The organism is Sulfitobacter sabulilitoris (assembly GCF_005887615.1).
GTDB classification, from domain to species: domain Bacteria; phylum Pseudomonadota; class Alphaproteobacteria; order Rhodobacterales; family Rhodobacteraceae; genus Sulfitobacter_E; species Sulfitobacter_E sabulilitoris.
Genome location: NZ_VANS01000001.1, coordinates 616,549 through 636,052, shown reverse-complemented (window position 1 = coordinate 636,052; position 19,504 = coordinate 616,549). Strand labels below are relative to the sequence as shown.

Genomic DNA, 19,504 nt, shown 5'->3' with positions numbered 1-19,504 from the left:
TCACCAGTTGGCACTTTGCGCGGCATCACGGCGGCGCGGCGGCACATGGATCAGCCTGGGATCAGCCCGGGGTCAGGGTCGGACCGAACGCAAAAAGGCCGCGGCACCTGGGTGCCGCGGCCTTGGTACGCCGAAGCGTTAAATCAGTTGGACGACGTTGTGGAGGACGAACCGTCCGCCAGGAAAGCCACCAGCACAACGCCGGCAGCAGCAGCATAGGCGCCGTTGTCGGTGATGCCTGTCGTCGCGTTCGCGCGGACGCATGTACGGACCGGAACGCCGTTCTGCGAGCCGACTTCGGCTTCGCAGTTATAGACGATGCCGTTGCTTGCCGTGATCTGAACGGGATAGCCGGCAACTCCGGATTCGCCGACAACACCGGTTTGGGTCACGTCCTGGGCCGAAGCTGTGGATGCAACGAGGGCAAAGGTCAGAGCAGCGGCAGAAGCAAGAAAACGTGTCATAGTGGAAACTCCATTAGATAAACTGTTCATGTACAGGAATCCTGTGCGACCGCGCAAAATCCCTACTCATCCGCCGAAACGCCAGTCTCCGCGTGAGCTTGCGTCAATCAATGGACAAACTGACGCAAAAACGCAAGTTCGAAAGGCACTTGCACTACGTCCAAAGCGCATAATTGCCGGAATATTCAGCGATGGCGCAGGTGCGGGGCACGCATCCGGCCCCTCGCGCAGTTGATCCGATGCGGACAGGTTTGCGACAAGCCACTGGATTTCCGACGGAAATTGCCGCTACGGACCATAAACCGTTGATGTTCGCCGATCCGAGTATCGCCGATGCCGTGGTGACGCGTCTTTCCGGCGCTGTCACCGAAAAGTCGCAGTGATACGCCGATTCCCCCCATTGACCGATCCGCGGCATCGGTCGGGCGCACTGCGCGGCGCGCGGCGCTAGCCCGCCGCGCAGTGCGTGGTCAGGAGACCGTGCTCACAGCCCGTAGATCGTGGTAAACTTTTCCTTGAGATAGGCCAGCAAGGGCGCCTCTGACGGCTCCGCTCCGCGCGCCCGGGCGATCACGTCGCGCGGCTCGTACAGCCCGCCGTGGGTCTGCACCGTCTCGCGCAGCCACCGGGTCGCCGCGGTCAGGTCGCCCTTGGCCAATTGCGCATCCAGATTGGGCAGTGCCCCGCGCATCGCCTCGAACAAGCACCCGGCATAGACGTTGCCAAGGGTGTAGGTCGGGAAATAGCCGAACAGACCCACCGACCAATGCACATCCTGCAACAGCCCGTTGGATGGCTTGTCCACGCCATAGCCGAAATCGGCCTCGAACCGGTCGTTCCAGGCGGCCTCGAGATCGCCGACGTCCAAATCGCCCGCCATCAACGCGCGTTCCAGATCAAAGCGCAGCAGTACGTGCAGATTGTACTGCAATTCATCCGCCTCGGTCCGGATATGGCCATCCGAGACGCGGTTCACGCAGGCATAGAAGGCGTCCTCGTCCGCGATGCCGATGTCGCCGAAGGTCTCGCGCATTTCACCGAAAAGCCAGCCGGTAAAGGCGCGGCTGCGGCCAAGCTGGTTCTCGTAGATCCGGCTTTGGCTTTCGTGCACCCCCATCGACACGCCCTGCCCCAAGGGCGTCAGCAGGTAATCGCGGTCGATGTTCTGCTCGTAGGCTCCGTGGCCGACCTCGTGGATGGTCGAATAGAAACAGTTGAACGGATCAGCGGGATTGGTGCGCGTGGTGATCCGCACGTCAAGGCCCGAGCCCGAACTGAAGGGATGCACGGCCTTGTCCACCCGGCCGTGCGCCATGTCATATCCGTAGGCTTTTGCCAGCTTGCGCGTCAGCCGCATCTGCGCGGCTTCGTCGAAGGTGCCGGACAGTTGCGGCGGCGTGTTGGCGGCGCGCACCGCCTCGCGCAGCGCGGTCAACTCGGGGCGCAGGGCACCGAACATCGCGGCGATCTCGTCCCCGGTGGTGCCCGGCTCGTAATCGGCCAGCATCGCGTCATAGACGTCGCCTCCCGCGGCCAGGGCCTGTCCTTCTTCGCGCTTGAGGGCGATCACCTCCTCCAGCGTCGGGAGAAACCCGGCCACGTCCTCGTTGGCGCGCGCCTCGGCCCAGATGCCCTGCGCCTGGCTGGTCACGCGCGCGATGCGGGTCGCCAGACTGGCGGGCACCTTGCGCGCCCTGTCGTGACTGCGGCGGATGTGGCGGATCTGTGCGCGACCGACATCGTCAAGGGCCGCGTGGTCGATCGCGTCAAGCCAGTCCGACACCCGCGTGTCCACCCGGCGGGCATGCAACACGCTCTCCAGTGCGGCCATCTCCTCGCCGCGTTGCGGGGCGGCGCCGCGCGGCATCACGGTCTCCTGGTCCCACCCGAGACGCCCCATCACCTGCCCCAGGGCTTGCGTTTCGCGCTGGTAGGCCATCAATTCGTCAAAGGGGGTCATGCGGGGGTTCCTCTCAGGGATGTTGCGATTGGATAGCCGCTCAGGAACCGGGCGCGCAGGATCAGCACCCAGACGATCACGGCCAGAAGCTGGTGCACGATGGCGATGTACCACGGCGCGGCATAGATCACGGTGACGATGCCCAGCACGATCTGGACCGCCATCGCCGCCAGCACCGCGTTGAAGGCAAACCGCGTGCGCGGATGCGCAGAGCGCCGGCCGCGCAGCCAGACGACCACGGTAAAGGCCGCCAGCAGATAGCCCGACATGCGGTGAATGAACTGCACCAGCCCCGGATTTTCAAAGAAGTTCCGCCACAGCGGATCCAGGTCGAACGCCAGCGGCGGGAACAGCTGTCCGCCCATCAGCGGCCAGTCGGTATAGCTGCGCCCGGCGTCGATGCCGGCCACCATCGCACCCAGCAGAATCTGCAGAAAGGTGAAATGCAGCAGCCCCGTGGCCAGCGACCACTGCCGGGGCTCCCTCGCGCGCCGCGCCTGGATCAGGTCGCGGGCGGTGCGGCCCAGTTGCATGACGTACCAGGTGATGACGCCCAGAATGGCAAAGGCAAGGCCCAGATGGGTCGCCAGCCTGTAGCTGGCCACATCCGTGGTGCCCATCCCGGTGGTGACCCCCGACGAGACCATCCACCAGCCGATGGCCCCCTGCGCGCCGCCCATGACACCCAGAAGCAGCAGCTTCGGCGTCCAGCCCGCGGGGATCTGCCGCCGCGCGAGAAACCACAGGAATCCCGCCGCCCAGACCAGGCCCACCACCCGGCCCAGCTGACGGTGGCCCCATTCCCACCAGTAGATGACCTTGAAATCCTCAAGTTCCATCCATTGGTTCTGGATGCGAAACTCGTCGATCTGCTGGTACTTGGCGAATTCCGACTGCCAGTCGGCCGCACTGAGCGGTGGCAGCGCGCCCGTGAAGGGCCGCCATTCGGTGATGCTCAGCCCGCTGTCGGTCAGCCGGGTCAACCCGCCCACCGCGATCATCGCAAAGACCAGCGCGAACAACACGATCAGCCAGATCCGGATCGCGCCGCGCGCGCCGCTGTGCCCCTTGTCGATACCGCCGGTCCGCGCGACCGGGCGCGCCGCCTCGGGGCTGCCAACCTCTTCGAAAAGCTTGCGTTTGGTGTTCATCTCAACCCTCGGATTGCCGTGTTTGCCCATAGGTAGGCCTGTCGCGCGCCGGGGTCCAGCATCCCTAGTCGTCTCTTTTCGCCCAGCGGACCATCTGCCGCATCACGCCGTGCAGCATTTGCACGTCCGCGCGCGTCAGCGGCATCCGGCTCCACATGTTGCGCAGGTTGGTGCGCATCGACTGCGCCTTGTGCTCGGGAAAGAAAAATCCGGCCTGCGTCAGGCGTTCGTCGTAATGCGCGGCCAGATGTTCGACCTCTTCACCCCGCGCCCAGTCGGTGCCGGCCATCTCGGTGCTGGCATGGGTGATTTCCCCTGCCTGCCGCATCCATTCGTAGCCCACCAGCAAGACGCATTGCGCCAGGTTGAGCGAGGCGAATTTCGGATTCACCGGGACCGAGATGATGGCATTGGCGCGCGCGATGTCCTCGTTCTCGAGGCCAGCACGTTCGGGGCCGAACAGCACCGCGACCCGCTGGCCGCAGGCGATCTTTTCCGCCGCAAGCGCCATCGCCGCCTCGGGGCTGTAGATCGGCTTGGTCAGGTCGCGGCTGCGCGCCGTGGTGGCAAAGACGAAATCGCAATCGCCCACCGCCCCAGGCAGATCGCCCGACAGCATCGCCTCGTCCAGAAGCCGCCCCGCCCCGCTGGCCATGGCGACAGCGGCGGGATTGGGCCAGCCGTCGCGCGGCGCCACCAGCCGCATCCGGTCCAGGCCGAAATTCCACATCGCGCGCGCGGCGGCGCCGATGTTCTCGCCCATTTGCGGGCGGACAAGCACGATGGCCGGTGTGGCGGGATGGTCAAGGGGCAGTCTCATACCCGCCTCATAGCGGTGTCATCCGGCAATGCCAAGAAACCGCGCGCGCCTGCGGTGTGCCAATTCATCCCGCACGACGCGTGTCGCGCCGTCCGGGCATCCAGCGGCCCGGCCCCGCGTGGCGCGGCTGATTCCGCTTTGCCAGGTCCGCCGCCGTCCGCTAGGGCTGTGCCCATGATCCAACACCGCTCCATTCCCCTCGCGACCCTGATCGTTCTCGGCACCGGCGCGCTCTGGGGGTTTTACTGGCTGCCGGTACGGTCGCTTGCCGCGATGGGTCTGCCGGGGGCCTGGGGCACGGTCGCGGTGACGGCGGCGGCGGTTGTGCTGTTGCTGCCCTTCGCGCTGGCGCGCCGGGATCGGCTCGCGGCCTCCAATCGCGTGGCGCTCGGCTCCATCGCGCTTGGCGGCGCGGCGTTCGCGCTTTATTCCATCGGCTTTGTCTATGGCCGCGTTGCGATCATCATCCTGCTCTATTTCCTGACCCCGGTCTGGAGCACGCTGATCGGGCGCTATGTCATGGGGTGGGCAACCCCCCGCCTGCGCCGCGTGGCCATCGTGGTCGGGCTTGCGGGGCTTGCCGTGATGCTCGGCGCCGAGGGCGAGCTGCCGTGGCCGCGCGGACCGGGCGAATGGATGGCGCTGGCGTCCGGCATCCTGTGGTCCGTCGCCACCACGGGCATCCGCGCCCGATCGTCGCTTGAACCGGTCGCGGCGGCCTTCGTCTTTGCGGCGGGCGCGCTGGTCGCCGCTGTGTTGCTTGCGCCCGTGCTCGAGCCGTGGCCCGCGACGTCCGCCGGCGCGCGCATCGGCCCGGTGCTGGGCTTGTCGGTCCTGACCGGCGGGGTCTGGTGGGGGCTGTCGATGGCGGGCCTGATGTGGGCGACCGTCCGGCTCGATCCGGCGCGTGTCGGCATTCTGCTCATGACCGAAGTTCTCGTCGGCGCGGCCTCGGCCGCCCTGTTCGCGGGCGAACTCCTGACCCCGGTGGAAATCGCGGGCGGTGCGCTGGTGCTGTGCGCCGGCGTGCTGGAGGTCTGGCCCACCGGGCGCGCCCTGCCCCGACGGACGCGCTGACCCTGTCGCGGCATTGGCGCGGCAGCGACATTTCGTTTTCTTTCCGTGGCAGGTGCGATACTGCTGCCCCGATCAGGACCAAAGGACAGTTTCACATGGCCGCCCCAGACACGATGGACGCCCCCGAGCAGCCGCAGCTCTACCTCATCACCCCGACCGAGATCGAACTCGGCCGCTTTCCCGACTTGCTGGCCCGCGTGCTCGATGCGCAGGCGGTGGCCTGCGTCAGGCTGAGCCTTGCCACGCGCGACGAGGACCGGATCGCGCGCGCGGCCGATGCGCTGCGCGAAGTGACCCACGCGCGCGATATCGCGCTGGTGGTCAGCGATCACACCTTGCTGGCGGACCGGCTGGGCCTTGACGGCGTGCATCTGTCGGATGCGGCGCGGTCGGTGCGCGACACCCGCAAGGCGCTTGGCGAGGATGCGATTGTCGGCAGTTTTTGCGGCACCTCGCGGCACGACGGCATGGCCGCGGGAGAGGCGGGCGCCGATTACGTCAGCTTCGGCCCGGTGCAGTCATCGGCCCTGGGCGACGGCAGCTTTGCCGAACTGGATCTGTTTCAATGGTGGTCCGAGGTGATCGAGGTGCCGGTCGTCGCCGAAGGCGCGCTGGACGAAGCGATGATCCGCACCCTCACGCCCTATACCGATTTCTTCGGCATCGGCGACGAAATCTGGCGCCACGAGGATCCCGTCGCGGCGCTGGCCGCGCTGACGGCGGCCATGGCGTGAAACGCGCCGAGGCCGGGCAACCCCCGGCCTCGATCCATTAGAGAAACACCCGTTCGACGAACCAATAGGCGCCCACGGCGGCAATCGCGCAGGACGCGGGCACGGCGACCGCGCGGCGATACCACGCCCGGCGCATGGCCCATCCGACGATGACGAATGCAATCGCGATCACGGTCAACTGACCCAGTTCGACACCGATATTGAAACCGATCAGCGCCGGAATGAACTGCCCCGCGGGCAATCCGAACTCCGCCAGCACCGAGGCAAAGCCCAGACCGTGCAGCAGCCCGAAACCGAAGATCACCAGGGGCCGCCAGGGGTTCAGACCGCGGGCAAAGATGTTTTCCACCGCGACAAAGACGATCGAGGCGGCGATCAGCGGCTCGACAATGCTGCCCGGCACATTGACCAGCCCAAACGCCCCGAGCGCCAGCGTGACCGTATGCGCCAGCGTGAAGGCGCTGACCTGCCACACCAGCGGGCGCAGATGGGTGGAGAGAAAGAACAAGCCGAGCACGAAGAGAATATGGTCCAGCCCCTTGGGCAGGATATGATCGAAGCCTACCGGAATGTAACCGACAAGGGCCTGGCCTGCGCCCTGCGCGCCGCCGCCGCCGACGGCGATCTCGGGGCTTGACTGCCCGCCCTCGAGGTATCCGGTAAACGGCTCCTCCACCCCTTGCTGGCGCAGCACCAGCGCGCCCGCGCCGTCGGGCCAGTGCACCGTGACGCCGGGTGCGCCGGGGGGCAGCGCGGCGCGCAGGCGCAGGCTGGCGATGCGCGGCAGTTCCGGGTCCACTTCCTGCGGCACCTCGACCCCGTCGATCGCCAGCGGCAGCGCGGCATCGCCGGCGCTCAGCAATGGATGCCCGGACCACCGCGCGACCAGCGAGGGCGCGCGCGTAGCGATCCCATCGGCGGACAGCGCCCGCAGCGCGTCGTAGTCCGCCGCACCTTCGGCGGCGTTGGTGTCCTCGATTTCGTCCAGATCGATGCCCGACAGCAGGGCCTCGAGGTTCACGCGAAACTCCAGCGTCACATCGCCCGTGTCTTCGACGGTCAGATCCGCAATCGTGGGCAGAACCTCGTGCGCTTGCGCGTTTGTGATCGAAAGCAACAGCGCCAGTGTTGACAATACCGCAGCGCAAGCCAGTCTCAACCGCGCCCTGATGAAAGTTTGTTCCATGTCGTTTACCCGCTTTGCACTCGTTACCGCCCTGACATTCACTGCCACGCTCGCCACTGCCCATGAGTTTTGGCTCGATCCGGAGAAGTATCAAGTCGATATCGGCGCGCCGGTCATCGCAAACCTGCGCAACGGTCAGGAATTCGAAGGAATTTCGCTTGCCTATTTCCCCAATCGGTTCACCCGGTTCGACATTGCCATCGGCGATCTGATGGGCCCGGTGCCGGGCCGCCTGGGCGATCAACCCGCGCTGCGGATGGGGCTTCCGGGCGAAGGCCTGGCCATCGCGGTTTACGAGGCGACGCCTTCGATCGTGACATATACCGAATGGGACAAGTTCGTGGATTTTGCCGCGCACAAGGACTTTCCCGATGCCGTGGCCGACCACGAGGCCGCGGGCTACAGCAAGGAAAAATTCACCGAACGCTACACCCGGCACGTCAAGACGTTGGTGGCGGTGGGCGCTGGCGCGGGGCAAGACCGGGCATTCGGGCTCGAGACGGAGTTCGTGGCGCTGACCAACCCGTATACGCCCGGGTTCGACGGCCAGATGCGCGTCGCGCTCACGTACGAGGGGGCGCCGCGTGCCGATGCGCAGATCGAGGTGTTCGACCGTGCGCCCGACGACAGCGTCACCATCACCACCACCCGCACCGATGCCCGCGGCGAGGCGACGATCGCGGTCGCGCCGGGGCATGACTACCTGTTTGACGCCGTGGTCTTGCGCCCGGCCCCCGATGCGGGCGCCGCCGCCGAAGGCCCCGTTTGGGAAACGCTCTGGGCCGCGCTGACCTTTGCGGTGCCATCCTCGCGGTGATCCACGCGGTACAAAGCCGATAGCAGGTCTTGATCCGGGCGCGGTTCATCGTCACAAGGCGGGGCATGACCCAGACGCCCGACAAAAATAGCCCCCTGCCGGACCGCGAAACCGCCGACATCCTGTGCATCGGGTCCGTTCTGTGGGACGTGATCGGCCGGTCGGCCAGCGTGATGCGGCACGGATCGGATGTGCCGGGGCGGATCACCCGCCTGCCCGGCGGCGTGGCGATGAACATCGCCAATACGCTCGTGCGCTTCGGGCTGACGCCTGCCTTGCTCAGCGCGGTGGGCCGCGACGCCGAAGGCAACGACCTTGTCGCCGCCTGCGCCGCGCGGGGCATGATCACCTCGACGATCTACCGCTCTGACGATCTGCCGACCGACCGCTACATGGCGGTCGAAGGGGCCAACGGGCTCATTGCGGCGATCGCCGATGCCCATTCCCTCGAGGCGGCGGGCGCCAAGATTCTCGGCCCGCTGTCCGATGGGCGCCTTGCGACCGCCGATGCGCCTTACACCGGGCCGGTCGCGCTCGATGGCAACCTCACGCTGGAGTTGCTGAGCGAGATCGCCCACGACGCGCTGCTGGCGCAGGCCGATCTGCGCGTTGCCCCGGCGTCACCCGGCAAGGCGGAACGGCTCGGGCCGTTCCTGCAGACCGCACGCGGAACGCTCTACGTGAACCTCGAGGAAGCCGGGTTGCTGTGCCAAAGCCATTTCGAGACGTCGCGCGCCGCCGCCGAAGGGCTGATCGCGCGCGGTGCGGCCCGCGTTCTGGTCACCGACGGCGGCGGTGACGCCACCGAAGGACGACCCGACGGGTTTCTGACCCAAACCCCGCCGCAGGTGCTTGTCACCCGTGTCACCGGCGCGGGCGATACGTTCATGGCCGCGCATATCGCCGCCGAAACCGGCGGTGCGGATCCCGAGGCGGCGCTGGCCCGGGCGTTGCGCGCCGCCGCCGTCTATGTCTCCGGAGAAACCGCCCTATGACCACGCTCGACATGATCTTTTCCGCCGAACTGCGCCGCGCGCGCGATCTGGGCCAGCCCGTCGTGGCGCTCGAGAGTACCATCATCACCCACGGCATGCCCTATCCGCAGAACCTTGAGGTCGCGCGCCAGGTCGAGGCGGAGGTCCGCGACGGCGGTGCCGTGCCGGCGACCATCGCGGTGCTGGACGGCCGCCTGCACATCGGGTTGGACGACACGCAGTTGAGCACGCTGGCGCAGGCGCGCGGCGTGGCCAAGCTGAGCCGGGCGGATATGGCCGCCTGCATCGCCACCGGCGGCACCGGGGCCACCACGGTCGCGGCCACGATGATCGCCGCGCATCTTGCCGGGATCGAGGTGTTCGCCACGGGCGGCATCGGCGGCGTGCACCGTGGCGCGGAGGACAGCTTTGACATCTCCGCGGACCTGATGGAACTGGCGCAGACGCCCGTGACCGTAGTCGCCGCCGGGGCCAAGGCGATCCTCGACGTGGAAAAGACCCTCGAGGTGCTCGAGACGCAGGGCGTGCCGGTGATCGCCTACGGACAAGACAGCTTTCCGGCATTCTGGAGCGCGACGTCGCGGCTGAAGGCGCCGCTGCGGATGGACGACGCGGACAGCATCGCGCGCGCCCACCGGTTGCGCGGCGCGCTGGGGGTGCCGGGCGGGCAACTCGTGGCCAATCCGATCCCGCAGGCCGATGAAATCCCCGCCGCCACACTGGCGCCGATCATCGCGCAGGCGACCGCCGATGCGGCCGCGCACGGGATCAAGGGAAAAGCGGTCACGCCCTACCTGCTGCAACGCATCTTCGAGCTGACGCAAGGCACGTCGCTGACGGCGAATATCGCGCTGGTGCGCAACAATGCCCGCCTCGGGGCCGAAATTGCGCAAGTCTTGGGCAGTCTGCCCCGCTGATTGATGCGTTTGGGACCTGCCAAGGCCTCCAAGCCATTGTAGTACATTCGCAAACCACATATTTACGGGTGAACCTCTTTTCGCCCGGGCCGGACTGTCATGAACACGCCTTTCGACCAAGATATCCCCAGCACCCGCCGCAGCCTTCTGGGCCGGTTCCGGGCGTCTTTCCTGACGGGCCTCGTGGTGATCGCGCCCGTCGGGCTGACGATCTGGCTGATCTGGTCGGTGGTGGGCTGGATCGACGGCCTCGTGCTGCCGTGGGTGCCGCGGGCCTACCATCCCGACCGGCTGATCCAGGATCTGCTGGGGCTGGACCCGTCGATGCAGATCAACGTGCGCGGCTTTGGCGTCATCATCTTTCTGGTCTTCACCATCATCATCGGCTGGATGGCCAAGGGGATCATCGGGCGCTCGTTCATCCGCTTTGCCGAAGGTCTGGTGGAACGCACGCCGGTTGTGCGCACGATCTATTCCGGGATCAAGCAGATCTCCGAGACGGTCTTCGCCCAGTCGGAAAGATCCTTCGAGACCGCCTGCCTGATCGAATATCCGCGCCGGGGCATCTGGGCGCTCGGCTTCATCTCGACCAGCACGAAGGGCGAGATCGGCAAACGCGGCAACAACGGCGAGCCGATGGTCAGCGTGTTCCTGCCCACCACGCCCAACCCGACCTCCGGCTTTCTGCTGTTCTGCCCCGAGGCGGATGTGATCATCCTCGACATGTCGGTCGAGGATGCGGCCAAGCTGGTGATCTCCGCGGGCCTTGTCTATCCAAATGCGCGCGACCCCAGTCGGCCAGCCGACGCGGAAAGCGACCGCACCGAGGCATTGACCGACCTCTAAGCTGTGGAATTCACTGAAACATCTCTACCAGATCGACCGTGCTACGTTGGTTCAGGTCGGATTTGTGGTGCTCCAGGAACCGGTCCGCCGCCGCGTGGCCGGCCCGCATCAGGGCCTGCACCACGCCGCCGTTGGGCACCATCTTGGTCGCCACCGACAGCGAATTCATCAGCGCGTCATCCGCGATCATATGCACAAAGACCTGCGCCATGGACCCCTGTTCGATCTTGCCCTCGCGCAGCAGACGCTGCACGAAATCGATCGCCCGCAATTCACGCAGCAGCGACGAATTGAAACTGATCTCGTTGACGCGGTTGCTGATCTCCTGCGGGCTCAACGGCATCTGCTCGCGCTCCAGCGGGTTGATGTTCACCACCAGGATATCCGACGGCCGGCCGCCCCCGAACAGGGGAAACAGCGCCGGATTGCCGGTATATCCCCCGTCCCAATAGGTTTCTACCCGGCCGGTGTCCTCGTCGAAAATCTCGACGCCCTGAAACATCGTCGGCAGACAGGCCGAGGCCAGGATCGACTGGGTCGTGATGTCCTTGCCCTTGAAGATCTTGATCTTGCCGGTGCGCACACGGGTGGCGCAGATGAACAGCTCGGGGCCCGTGTCGGCGCAGACCCGGTCGTAATCGAACCGGCGCACGACATCTTCCAGCGGATTGCGATACAGCGGCCCGTAGGCATAGGGCGAGACGAAGCGGCTCCAGGTCTCTCCCGCGGCGAAGGGCACGGAATATTCGATGGCGCGGCTGACGGCGGCCACGCCAAATGGCGCCATCCAACTGGCCAGCCGCATATCCGCAAGACCGGTCACCTTGCCCCAAAGCCACGCGAGGTTCTCGCGCGCGCCCTCGCGCCCGCCCGTGATCATCCCGGCCTTGAGCGCCGCACCGTTCAGCGCCCCCGCGCTGGTGCCCGAGATCGCGGCGATCTCGATCTCCTCATCCTCGAGAAGACGGTCCAGCACCCCCCAGGTAAAGGCGCCATGCGCGCCCCCGCCCTGCAAGGCCAGATTGATGCGCTTCACCGCCATACCTGTCTCTCCAGCTTCTCTTGTTTCCAAATATCCCCGCCGGAGGCTTGAAAGGTCAAAGCGCGGTCCACCCGCCATCCACGCTGATCGTGGTGCCGGTGATCTGCGCCGCCGCATCCGAGCACAGGAAAGTCGCCGTGCCGCCCAACTGCTCGACCGTGGCGAATTCCTTTGACGGCTGGCGGGTCAGCATGACCTTTTCGATCACATCTTCCCGACTCATGTCGTATTCCTTCATCGTGTCGGGGATCTGCTTTTCCACGATCGGCGTCAGCACGTAGCCGGGGCAGATCGCATTGGCGGTGATGGGCTCCTGCGCGGTCTCGAGCGCCGTGGTCTTGGTCAGGCCGACGATACCGTGCTTGGCGGCGATATAGGCCGCCTTGAAGGGCGACGCGGTCAGGCCGTGCGCGCTCGAGATGTTGATCACCCGGCCCCAACCGGCCTTGCGCATCATCGGCAGGGCGACGGCAGTGGTGTGAAAGGCCGACGTCAGGTTGATCGCGATGATCGCGTCCCATTTCTCGCTCGGGAACTCCGGGATCGGCGCGACATGCTGGATGCCGGCATTGTTGACCAGGATATCGCAGCTGCCCGCCTCTTCGATCAGCGCGCGGCACTGATCGCCCTTGGACATATCGGCCTGGATATAGCGGGCCGCCACACCGGTCTCGAGCGCGATTTCCGTGGCCAGCGCGTGATCGGCCTTGTCATCCGTGAATGAATTCAGCACCACATCCGCGCCCGCCCGTGCCAGCGCCCAGGCCATCCCGAGGCCGATGCCCGAATTCGAACCGGTGATCACGGCGGTCTTGCCGGAAAGGGAAATCTCGTATGCCATTGGGTCTGTCCTTTGTGATCTGACGCTTTTCTGCGCGCGCAGCTTGCCACGCTGCGACCGCGAAAGAAATGCACATTTCCGGTGGGGGCGCCTTTGCCGCGTCCCGGATGCCGTGGCATGTGCCGCACGCGGCGCGGAACCGCGATGTTGCGAAGGCGCCCGTCCGGGATCACGACGCTGCGGTACGACCGATCGGGCAAAAAAACCCCATGATTCACGAAGAAAAACAGGTCAGCCAGCACCGCTCGGCCTGTTCGCCTCTCAGCCGCATCCAAGCCGCCATAACGTAGTCGCTTCCGGTTCGGAGGAACCAGCCGGTCTTCCGGGGTCCGACCCGAAGCAAGGCGACGTCATGATGACCGATCTGAAATCCTTCCGCGATGTCTGGACGAGGGTGCCGACCGGGAGCCATGCGCGGCGCTTCCTCGTGAACGCCATCTGGGGCGATGACCGGTTCTGCCCGCACCGCGGCAGCCTGAACCCGCGCCGGCTGCGCGGCGCGTCTGTGCGTGCCGGACCGTATCAGTGCGCCGAGAAGGAATGCCGCAGCCAGTTCACCGTCACAACCAAGACGCCACTCCATGCGACCAAGCTCGACCTGCGGATCTGGATTGCGGCGATGTTCCTCGTTCTGACGTCCTCTAACGGAATCTCGTCGGTCGTAATGGCGCGCGTTCTGGGCGTGACCCAGAAGACAGCCTGGAAACTTGGCCATGCCATCCGCGAGATGATAGACGTCCGGCGATGGCGAACAAGAGGACCGGGGTCCTCATCAACATTGTCGAGGCCGTGAATGCGGCCGTGCAGCGCGCCCTGATCGGTGCCTGTCACCGCCTGGGGCGAAAGCACCTTCAGCGCTGTCTGGGCGAGACCATCTGGCGGTGGAACCACCGGGCCCCCCCGACACCAAGGCGCGGAAGCTGAAGTCATTGTCCGGTCTCCCAACGGTCAAAATCACGACCTTTTGGAAACCGATCCCTGTCGTGGATCGGATGCGCGGCCTGCTCTGCGAGGCCGTCGGCCGCCAGATATGACGCGCAACATCGTGTGGCCTAGGGTGGCCATGATCCGGTCACGGCCAAGGTCGTCTGGGCACCCAGGCCCCCAAATTTCCGCAATGCCGCTGACGTCCGCATCGCCTAGGTGTGGGCACCAACCGACCTGACCCCAGCAGGCGTATTCGTGACGTTACGTTCGTTCAGTTATGACTAAACAAAATGTACATTAGACATATTTGTTGTGGATTGACCGGCTTCAACAGAAGGAATCGCAGATGTCGAAGCAGACCAAGATTGATGCTGTCCGGGCCGACTTCATCGAGAAGTCGGGCCTCATCTCGCAGGCGGAGGGGCTGCCGCGTATCGCCGGTCGCGTCTTTGGGATGTTGATCTTCGACGGAGAGATGGTGTCTTTCGGGGATCTCGCAACACGTTTGCAGGTCAGCCGCGCGAGCATCAGCACCAGCATTCGGCTCCTCGAAGAGCGGGGTCTTGTGAAGCGCCGGGCGAAGCCAGGCCAGCGTGGCGATTTCTTCCAGCTTGCAACCAATCCTTACGCAACGTTGCTCGAAGGGGTCCACAAGCGAACCCGATCCACGCGGGAAGAGATCGTGAGAACCGTCGCCGCACTTCCCGAGGATACCGGCGCAGTGGCGCGGCTGTCCGAATACGCTGACTTCTACGCATCACTGGAAACCGCCGTGGCAGTCGCGCTTGACGAACTGCAGTCCAGGAAATCGAAAAATCCGGTGCCAGCCCCGAAAACCCCGGAGGAACAATCTCATGAAGACTAACACGCTGACCAAGGCAGATGATCCGGTCTTGGATGCCGAACTTGTTTCCGAAGAACAGGATGCCGGGTCCGCAACGCCCGATCATCAGAGCGATACCGCGCCGAAGCAACTTGCCTTTTCATCCGACGAAGGCGCGTCGCGCTCGACCTGGATCGCCGGTGCACTGGTCGTCGGCATTGTCGGCTGGATGGGGAGCGGATTCATCCTGCCATCTGAAGACAGCGCAGCGGTCGTGACACGGGAAGACCCGAAGCCGGTGGCCGTGGCCGTCGAGACATCGACTGCGGAAACAACCACCCAATATTATCAGGCCGAGGGTCAGGCCCTGCCTGATCGCGATACGATGCTCAGAGCCGAGACATCCGGCAACATCGCCGAAGTTCTGGTCCGCAAGGGCCAGGACGTGTCGGCTGGGGATGCGATCGCGCGGATCGATCCGACCGGCAACAATGCGGAAGCCGCCCGTGCCGCCGAAGAACTGGCGCGCGCCCAACGCGAGTTCGACAATGCGCAGGCCCTTCTGGAACGCGGCGTCGCAACGGTGGATCGGGTGTCGCAGGCGCGTGCGACGCTCGCGACGGCGCAGGCTCAGGTCACGGCGGTTTCCGAGGCCGCCGAGGCTCTGACGATCACAGCGCCTTTCGCAGGACGCATCGAAACGCTTGATCTGGATGAAGGCGAGTTCATCTCGGCCGGAACGGAAGTCGGACGTTTGGTCGATATCACGCCTCTGACCGTCGCGATCCAGGTGCCCCAACAATCCCTGAACCGGCTTTCCGCCGGCCAGACGGCGACTGTGCGCTTTATCACCGGTGAGGAACGGGAAGGCACTGTGACGTTCGTCGGAACATCGGCGGCCGCCGAGACCCGCACGTTTCTTGCCGAGATCGAAGTCATGAATGACGATGGTGCGATCCCGGCAGGTATCTCGGCCGAGGTCGTGATCCCGACAGGTGAAGCGACTGCGCACTTTCTTTCGCCCTCAATCGTGTCGCTCGACACGGAAGGCCGCCTCGGTGTGAAGACCGTGAACGGCGGCAATGTGGTCGAGTTTTTCCCTGTTCAAGTCGTCCGCGCGCAGATCGACGGCGTCTGGGTGACCGGCCTGCCGGACACTGTCGATGTCATCACGGTTGGTCAGGGCTACGTGAACGCCGATGAAACCGTGGCGCCCGCCGCAGGGGAGCAGACCCAATGAACAGCATAATCAAGGCCGCTTTTTCACGGTCCCGCGTTGTCGTCATGGCTCTGGTCATGGTGCTGGCCGTCGGTGCATTCGCTTATGTCTCGATCCCGAAAGAAGCCAACCCGGAAGTGCCGCTGCCGCTGTTTTACGTGTCAACCGGCCTTGATGGCATCAGCCCCAGCGACGCCGAACGATTGCTGATTGAGCCGATGGAGACCGAGTTTGCCTCGATTACCGGCCTTCAAAGCATGAATTCCGATGCCAGCGAGGGTTTTGCAAGCATCCAGCTTGAGTTCATGCCGGGAGGTGACAACGACGAAGCATTGGACAAGGTGCGTGAGGCCGTCGACCGGGTGCAGGGCGATCTGCCCGAAGACGCCCGCGACATCACCATCACCGAGATCAACACGGCGCTCTTTCCTATCATCACAGCCATCCTGTCCGGCCCGGTGCCGGAACGGACGCTCAACGACCTTGCCGACACGCTCCAGGAAGAGATCGAGGGTCTTGAAGGTGTCCTCGAAGTCGATATCGGCGGGCAGCGTTTCGAATTTCTCGAGGTGCTGATCGACCCTACCGTCTTCCAGACCTACAACCTGTCCTTCGATGAGCTGATCGGGCAAATCCAGCGCAACAACCGACTGATCGCCGCGGGGGCGATCGAAACCGGGGCTGGCCGGATCGTGCTGAAAGTGCCGGGCCTGATCGAAGACCTCGAAGATGTGATGGCGATGCCGGTCAAGGTGCGCGGCGATGCTGTCGTCACCTTCGGCGATGTGGCCACGATCCGCCGCACGTTCGAGGACCCGAGCAGTTTTGCCCGGATCAACGGGCAGCCGGCACTCGCGCTGGAAATCACCAAACGCTCGGGTGCGAACATCATCGAGACCGTGGCCGAAGTGAAGGCGCTTGTCGAAGAGCTGCGGGCCGATTGGCCGGACAGCATCGAGATCACCTATCTTCAGGATCAATCTAAGCAGGTGAAAGACCTATTGAGCGATCTGGAAGCCAACGTCATCGCCGCCGTCATCCTCGTGATGATCGTGATCGTCCTGGCCCTCGGGCTCAGGTCTGCCTTCCTCGTCGGACTTGCCATTCCGGGCGCGTTTCTTGCCGGGGTAATCGCCCTCTGGGGGATGGGATTCACGATGAACATCGTCGTGTTGTTCTCGCTGATCCTTGTGGTCGGGATGCTCGTGGACGGGGCTATCGTCACGACAGAGCTGGCCGACCGCAAATTGCAGGAAGGTGTTCCAGCCAAGGAGGCCTATGCCTTTGCCGCCAAGCGGATGGCATGGCCGATCATCGCCTCGACCGCGACGACGCTCAGCGTGTTTTTCCCGCTGCTGTTCTGGACGGGCATGGTGGGCGAGTTCATGAAATTCCTGCCGATCACCGTGATCCTGACACTGTTCGCCTCACTCTTCATGGCGCTGATCTTTATCCCCGTCATGGGCGGGCTGATCGGCAAAAGGCAGCCGCAATCCGCGAAAGCCAAGGCGGCACTTCATGCGGCCGAGTTTGGCGATCCCCGCGACATCGGAGGTCTGACCGGCATCTATGTCCGCATTCTGGAGTGGGCAATCCTTCGCCCCGCAGCGACAGTTCTTTTGGCAGTCGCCCTGCTGCTCGGCGGGTTCAGCCTCTATGGACAATTCGGCCAGGGGATCAGCTTTTTCCCGTCTGTGGAGCCGGACTTCATGCAGGTGCAGGTGCGCGCACGCGACAATTTCTCGATCTTCGAGCGCGATGCGCTCGTGCGGGCGGTTGAAAACCGGATTCTCGGCTACGACGAGATCGCCTCCGTCTATGCCCGATCCGTGATGAGCGCGGGACAAGGCGACGAAGAAACCATCGGCACGCTCCAGCTCGAACTGACACCGTGGGATACACGCAGAACTGCGGCCGAGATCGGGGTGGATATCCGCGAGGATGTTGCCGCCATCGCCGGGATCGACGTGCAGGTGCAGACCGAGAGCGGAGGTCCGACGGCGGGCAAGCCGGTCAATCTTCAGGTGACAGGCGGCAACGCAACGGCACAGATGCAGGCGGTGCAGCAAATCCGCGATATCATGGACGGACTGGGCGGGTTCACGGACGTGACCGACACGCGGCCCGTGCCGGGCGTCGAAGTGTCCATCATCGTGAACCGGGCAGAGGCCGCGCGGTTCGGGGCCGATGTGAGCCTTCTTGGCCAGGCCGTGCAACTCTTGACCCAAGGGATCACGGTCGCGGATTACCGCCCCGACGACACGGATGGCTCGCTCGATATCCGGGTTCGCTTTCCTCGGGAGGAACGGTCATTGGCGGAACTCGGCAGCCTGCGGGTGCCGACATCTTCCGGGCTTGTGCCCATCGCCAATTTCGTGACCTTCGAGCCGTCAGATCGAACGGGCGTCATCCGACGCATCGACGAAAAGCGCGTCACGACAATTGAGGCCAATGTGGCGGCCGACCTGCTGGTGAACGATCAGGTTATCGCACTGACTGCGGCATTGACCGAGGCGGAGTTGCCCGATGGCGTTTCGTTCAGCTTCGCTGGCGAAGCGCAGGATCAGAAGGAAAGCATGGTGTTCCTGGTCGGTGCGTTCATTGCGGCGATTTTCCTGATGTTCGTGATCCTCGTGATCCAGTTCAACAGCTTCTTTCAAGCCTTTGTGGTCATGAGCGCGATCGTCTTCTCCGTCGCCGGTGTTCTGCTGGGATTGATCGTCACAGGTCGCCCCTTCGGCATCGTGATGGGCGGCATCGGGGTGATCGCCCTGGCCGGCATCGTGGTGAACAACAACATCGTTCTGATCGACACCTATAACGATCTCAAGACCTCGGGGCGTTCTCCGCTCGAGGCCGCACTACGCACAGGTGCCCAGCGTCTGCGGCCGGTGATCCTGACATCAGTGACGACCGCGCTTGGCTTGATGCCGATGGTGATCGGCTTGAACCTGAACTTCTTCACGCGTGAGATCGTCTACGGGGCTCCGTCAACGCAGTGGTGGACAGAACTGTCGTCGGCCATCGCCGGGGGGTTGGTCGTCGCGACCATGCTGACACTGGTGGTCACGCCTGCCATGCTCATGTTGGGTGAACGCAGAGCTGCCCGTTCAGTCGGCACGCCGGTGCCCGCGTAAAGCCGGCTCCGAACCTCTGAAAGGTAGAGACATGAAGATCTATGTGACAAGTGTCTTTGTGGACGATCAGTCAAAAGCACTGGAGTTCTATACGGGCAAGCTCGGCTTCGTGAAAAAGAACGACTTTCCCGCTGGCGATGCGCGTTGGCTAACGGTTGTTTCGCCTCAGGAGCCCGATGGGACCGAATTGCTCCTCGAACCCGACGGGCACCCTGCGGTGAAGCCCTACAAGGCCGCATTGAAGCGGGACGGGATTCCGGCCGCGTCGTTTCAGGTTGATGATCTGGCCACTGAGTGCGCACGGCTGAAAAGTTCCGGAGTCGCATGTGTTCAAGAGCCGGTCGATGCCGGTAACGGTCACATGGCGGTCATTGACGATACCTGCGGAAATCTCATCCAGCTCATTGAGATGAAAACGGGCTGAACTGCCAAGTTGATCTTGCGTTTCAGCCTGAAAGTGGCCATTCGCGCAGATGCAGCGAATTCACACGTCGTCCGCGAGGCTGTCCTACGCAAGTCTGGCGCGTCTCCTGCTTTTTCTCTTGGAT

General features: G+C 64.5%; 17 protein-coding genes and 1 pseudogene. 11 read left to right on the top strand and 7 right to left on the bottom strand.

Annotation, left to right across the window (positions count from 1 at the left end; genetic code table 11):
* Positions 1-143: 143 nt before the first annotated feature.
* From FDT80_RS02915 to FDT80_RS02900, 4 genes are all read right to left on the bottom strand, one after another.
* On the bottom strand, positions 144-464 hold the full coding sequence (locus FDT80_RS02915; protein WP_138660733.1) for a hypothetical protein: 321 nt from the start codon (positions 462-464) through the stop codon (positions 144-146).
* 484 nt (positions 465-948) lie between these two features.
* Positions 949-2,424: a carboxypeptidase M32 gene (locus FDT80_RS02910; protein WP_138660732.1), complete on the bottom strand. Its 1,476-nt coding sequence runs from the start codon at positions 2,422-2,424 to the stop codon at positions 949-951.
* Complete coding sequence (gene ctaA, locus FDT80_RS02905) at positions 2,421-3,575, bottom strand: heme A synthase (protein ID WP_138660731.1); 1,155 nt, start codon at positions 3,573-3,575, stop codon at positions 2,421-2,423. Before ctaA ends, FDT80_RS02910 begins: the two co-directional genes overlap by 4 nt.
* 64 nt (positions 3,576-3,639) lie before the next feature.
* Positions 3,640-4,395: an RNA methyltransferase gene (locus FDT80_RS02900; RefSeq protein WP_138660730.1), complete on the bottom strand. Its 756-nt coding sequence runs from the start codon at positions 4,393-4,395 to the stop codon at positions 3,640-3,642.
* 174 nt (positions 4,396-4,569) lie between these two features.
* Here FDT80_RS02900 and FDT80_RS02895 point away from each other — a divergent pair, with 174 nt between their 5' ends.
* Both FDT80_RS02895 and FDT80_RS02890 read left to right on the top strand, forming a co-directional pair.
* Positions 4,570-5,472, top strand: a complete 903-nt coding sequence (locus tag FDT80_RS02895) for a DMT family transporter (RefSeq protein WP_138660729.1) — start codon at positions 4,570-4,572, stop codon at positions 5,470-5,472.
* Positions 5,473-5,585: 113 nt separating this feature from the next.
* On the top strand, positions 5,586-6,206 hold the full coding sequence (locus FDT80_RS02890; protein WP_138661758.1) for a thiamine phosphate synthase: 621 nt from the start codon (positions 5,586-5,588) through the stop codon (positions 6,204-6,206).
* Positions 6,207-6,243: 37 nt separating this feature from the next.
* Here the strand turns inward: FDT80_RS02890 and FDT80_RS02885 are convergent, their stop codons facing one another.
* Positions 6,244-7,392 (bottom strand): HupE/UreJ family protein, encoded by a 1,149-nt coding sequence (locus FDT80_RS02885; protein ID WP_138660728.1) that lies wholly within the window; start codon positions 7,390-7,392, stop codon positions 6,244-6,246.
* Between FDT80_RS02885 and FDT80_RS02880 the strand changes: the two genes are divergently transcribed.
* From FDT80_RS02880 to FDT80_RS02865, 4 genes are all read left to right on the top strand, one after another.
* Entirely contained in the window at positions 7,391-8,209 is an 819-nt protein-coding gene (locus FDT80_RS02880) for a DUF4198 domain-containing protein (protein WP_138661757.1), read from the top strand. The genes FDT80_RS02885 and FDT80_RS02880 overlap by 2 nt on opposite strands.
* Positions 8,210-8,274: 65 nt before the next feature.
* Complete coding sequence (locus tag FDT80_RS02875) at positions 8,275-9,204, top strand: PfkB family carbohydrate kinase (RefSeq protein ID WP_138660727.1); 930 nt, start codon at positions 8,275-8,277, stop codon at positions 9,202-9,204.
* The gene (locus tag FDT80_RS02870) at positions 9,201-10,121 is read left to right on the top strand and encodes a pseudouridine-5'-phosphate glycosidase (protein WP_138660726.1); all 921 of its coding nucleotides are present in this window, start codon (positions 9,201-9,203) and stop codon (positions 10,119-10,121) included. Before FDT80_RS02875 ends, FDT80_RS02870 begins: the two co-directional genes overlap by 4 nt.
* A gap of 99 nt (positions 10,122-10,220) precedes the next feature.
* Entirely contained in the window at positions 10,221-10,967 is a 747-nt protein-coding gene (locus tag FDT80_RS02865; RefSeq protein WP_138660725.1) for a DUF502 domain-containing protein, read from the top strand.
* Between the two features lie 10 nt (positions 10,968-10,977).
* Here the strand turns inward: FDT80_RS02865 and FDT80_RS02860 are convergent, their stop codons facing one another.
* Positions 10,978-12,009 (bottom strand): patatin-like phospholipase family protein, encoded by a 1,032-nt coding sequence (locus FDT80_RS02860; RefSeq protein ID WP_138660724.1) that lies wholly within the window; start codon positions 12,007-12,009, stop codon positions 10,978-10,980.
* A gap of 55 nt (positions 12,010-12,064) precedes the next feature.
* On the bottom strand, positions 12,065-12,838 hold the full coding sequence (locus FDT80_RS02855; RefSeq protein WP_212733847.1) for a 3-hydroxybutyrate dehydrogenase: 774 nt from the start codon (positions 12,836-12,838) through the stop codon (positions 12,065-12,067).
* Between the two features lie 364 nt (positions 12,839-13,202).
* Between FDT80_RS02855 and FDT80_RS19050 the strand changes: the two are divergent.
* The 5 genes and pseudogenes from FDT80_RS19050 to FDT80_RS02825 all read left to right on the top strand — a co-directional run.
* Positions 13,203-13,881: pseudogene (locus FDT80_RS19050) on the top strand (transposase); the annotation flags it as partial.
* 242 nt (positions 13,882-14,123) lie between these two features.
* Complete coding sequence (locus FDT80_RS02840) at positions 14,124-14,642, top strand: GbsR/MarR family transcriptional regulator (protein ID WP_138660720.1); 519 nt, start codon at positions 14,124-14,126, stop codon at positions 14,640-14,642.
* Positions 14,632-15,840, top strand: coding sequence for an efflux RND transporter periplasmic adaptor subunit (locus FDT80_RS02835; RefSeq protein WP_138660719.1), 1,209 nt, complete (start codon positions 14,632-14,634; stop codon positions 15,838-15,840). Before FDT80_RS02840 ends, FDT80_RS02835 begins: the two co-directional genes overlap by 11 nt.
* Complete coding sequence (locus tag FDT80_RS02830; RefSeq protein ID WP_138660718.1) at positions 15,837-18,956, top strand: efflux RND transporter permease subunit; 3,120 nt, start codon at positions 15,837-15,839, stop codon at positions 18,954-18,956. The genes FDT80_RS02835 and FDT80_RS02830 overlap by 4 nt, the downstream gene beginning before the upstream one ends.
* A 31-nt stretch (positions 18,957-18,987) precedes the next feature.
* Positions 18,988-19,380 carry a VOC family protein gene (locus FDT80_RS02825; protein ID WP_138660717.1) on the top strand — a complete coding sequence of 131 codons (393 nt, stop codon included), beginning with the start codon at positions 18,988-18,990 and terminating at the stop codon, positions 19,378-19,380.
* The last annotated feature ends 124 nt before the right edge of the window (positions 19,381-19,504 follow it).

Excerpts from the sequence above, each read along its gene's own strand:
- FDT80_RS02825 (WP_138660717.1), top strand. The coding sequence starts at position 18,988 with ATGAAGATCTATGTGACAAGTGTCTTTGTGGACGATCAGTCAAAAGCA.
- FDT80_RS02865 (WP_138660725.1), top strand. The coding sequence starts at position 10,221 with ATGAACACGCCTTTCGACCAAGATATCCCCAGCACCCGCCGCAGCCTT.
- FDT80_RS02870 (WP_138660726.1), top strand. The coding sequence starts at position 9,201 with ATGACCACGCTCGACATGATCTTTTCCGCCGAACTGCGCCGCGCGCGC.
- FDT80_RS02840 (WP_138660720.1), top strand. The coding sequence starts at position 14,124 with ATGTCGAAGCAGACCAAGATTGATGCTGTCCGGGCCGACTTCATCGAG.
- FDT80_RS02880 (WP_138661757.1), top strand. The coding sequence starts at position 7,391 with ATGTCGTTTACCCGCTTTGCACTCGTTACCGCCCTGACATTCACTGCC.
- FDT80_RS02895 (WP_138660729.1), top strand. The coding sequence starts at position 4,570 with ATGATCCAACACCGCTCCATTCCCCTCGCGACCCTGATCGTTCTCGGC.
- FDT80_RS02885 (WP_138660728.1), bottom strand. The coding sequence starts at position 7,392 with ATGGAACAAACTTTCATCAGGGCGCGGTTGAGACTGGCTTGCGCTGCG.
- FDT80_RS02915 (WP_138660733.1), bottom strand. The coding sequence starts at position 464 with ATGACACGTTTTCTTGCTTCTGCCGCTGCTCTGACCTTTGCCCTCGTT.
- FDT80_RS02890 (WP_138661758.1), top strand. The coding sequence starts at position 5,586 with ATGGACGCCCCCGAGCAGCCGCAGCTCTACCTCATCACCCCGACCGAG.
- FDT80_RS02875 (WP_138660727.1), top strand. The coding sequence starts at position 8,275 with ATGACCCAGACGCCCGACAAAAATAGCCCCCTGCCGGACCGCGAAACC.
- FDT80_RS02830 (WP_138660718.1), top strand. The coding sequence starts at position 15,837 with ATGAACAGCATAATCAAGGCCGCTTTTTCACGGTCCCGCGTTGTCGTC.
- ctaA (WP_138660731.1), bottom strand. The coding sequence starts at position 3,575 with ATGAACACCAAACGCAAGCTTTTCGAAGAGGTTGGCAGCCCCGAGGCG.
- FDT80_RS02900 (WP_138660730.1), bottom strand. The coding sequence starts at position 4,395 with ATGAGACTGCCCCTTGACCATCCCGCCACACCGGCCATCGTGCTTGTC.
- FDT80_RS02910 (WP_138660732.1), bottom strand. The coding sequence starts at position 2,424 with ATGACCCCCTTTGACGAATTGATGGCCTACCAGCGCGAAACGCAAGCC.
- FDT80_RS02860 (WP_138660724.1), bottom strand. The coding sequence starts at position 12,009 with ATGGCGGTGAAGCGCATCAATCTGGCCTTGCAGGGCGGGGGCGCGCAT.
- FDT80_RS02835 (WP_138660719.1), top strand. The coding sequence starts at position 14,632 with ATGAAGACTAACACGCTGACCAAGGCAGATGATCCGGTCTTGGATGCC.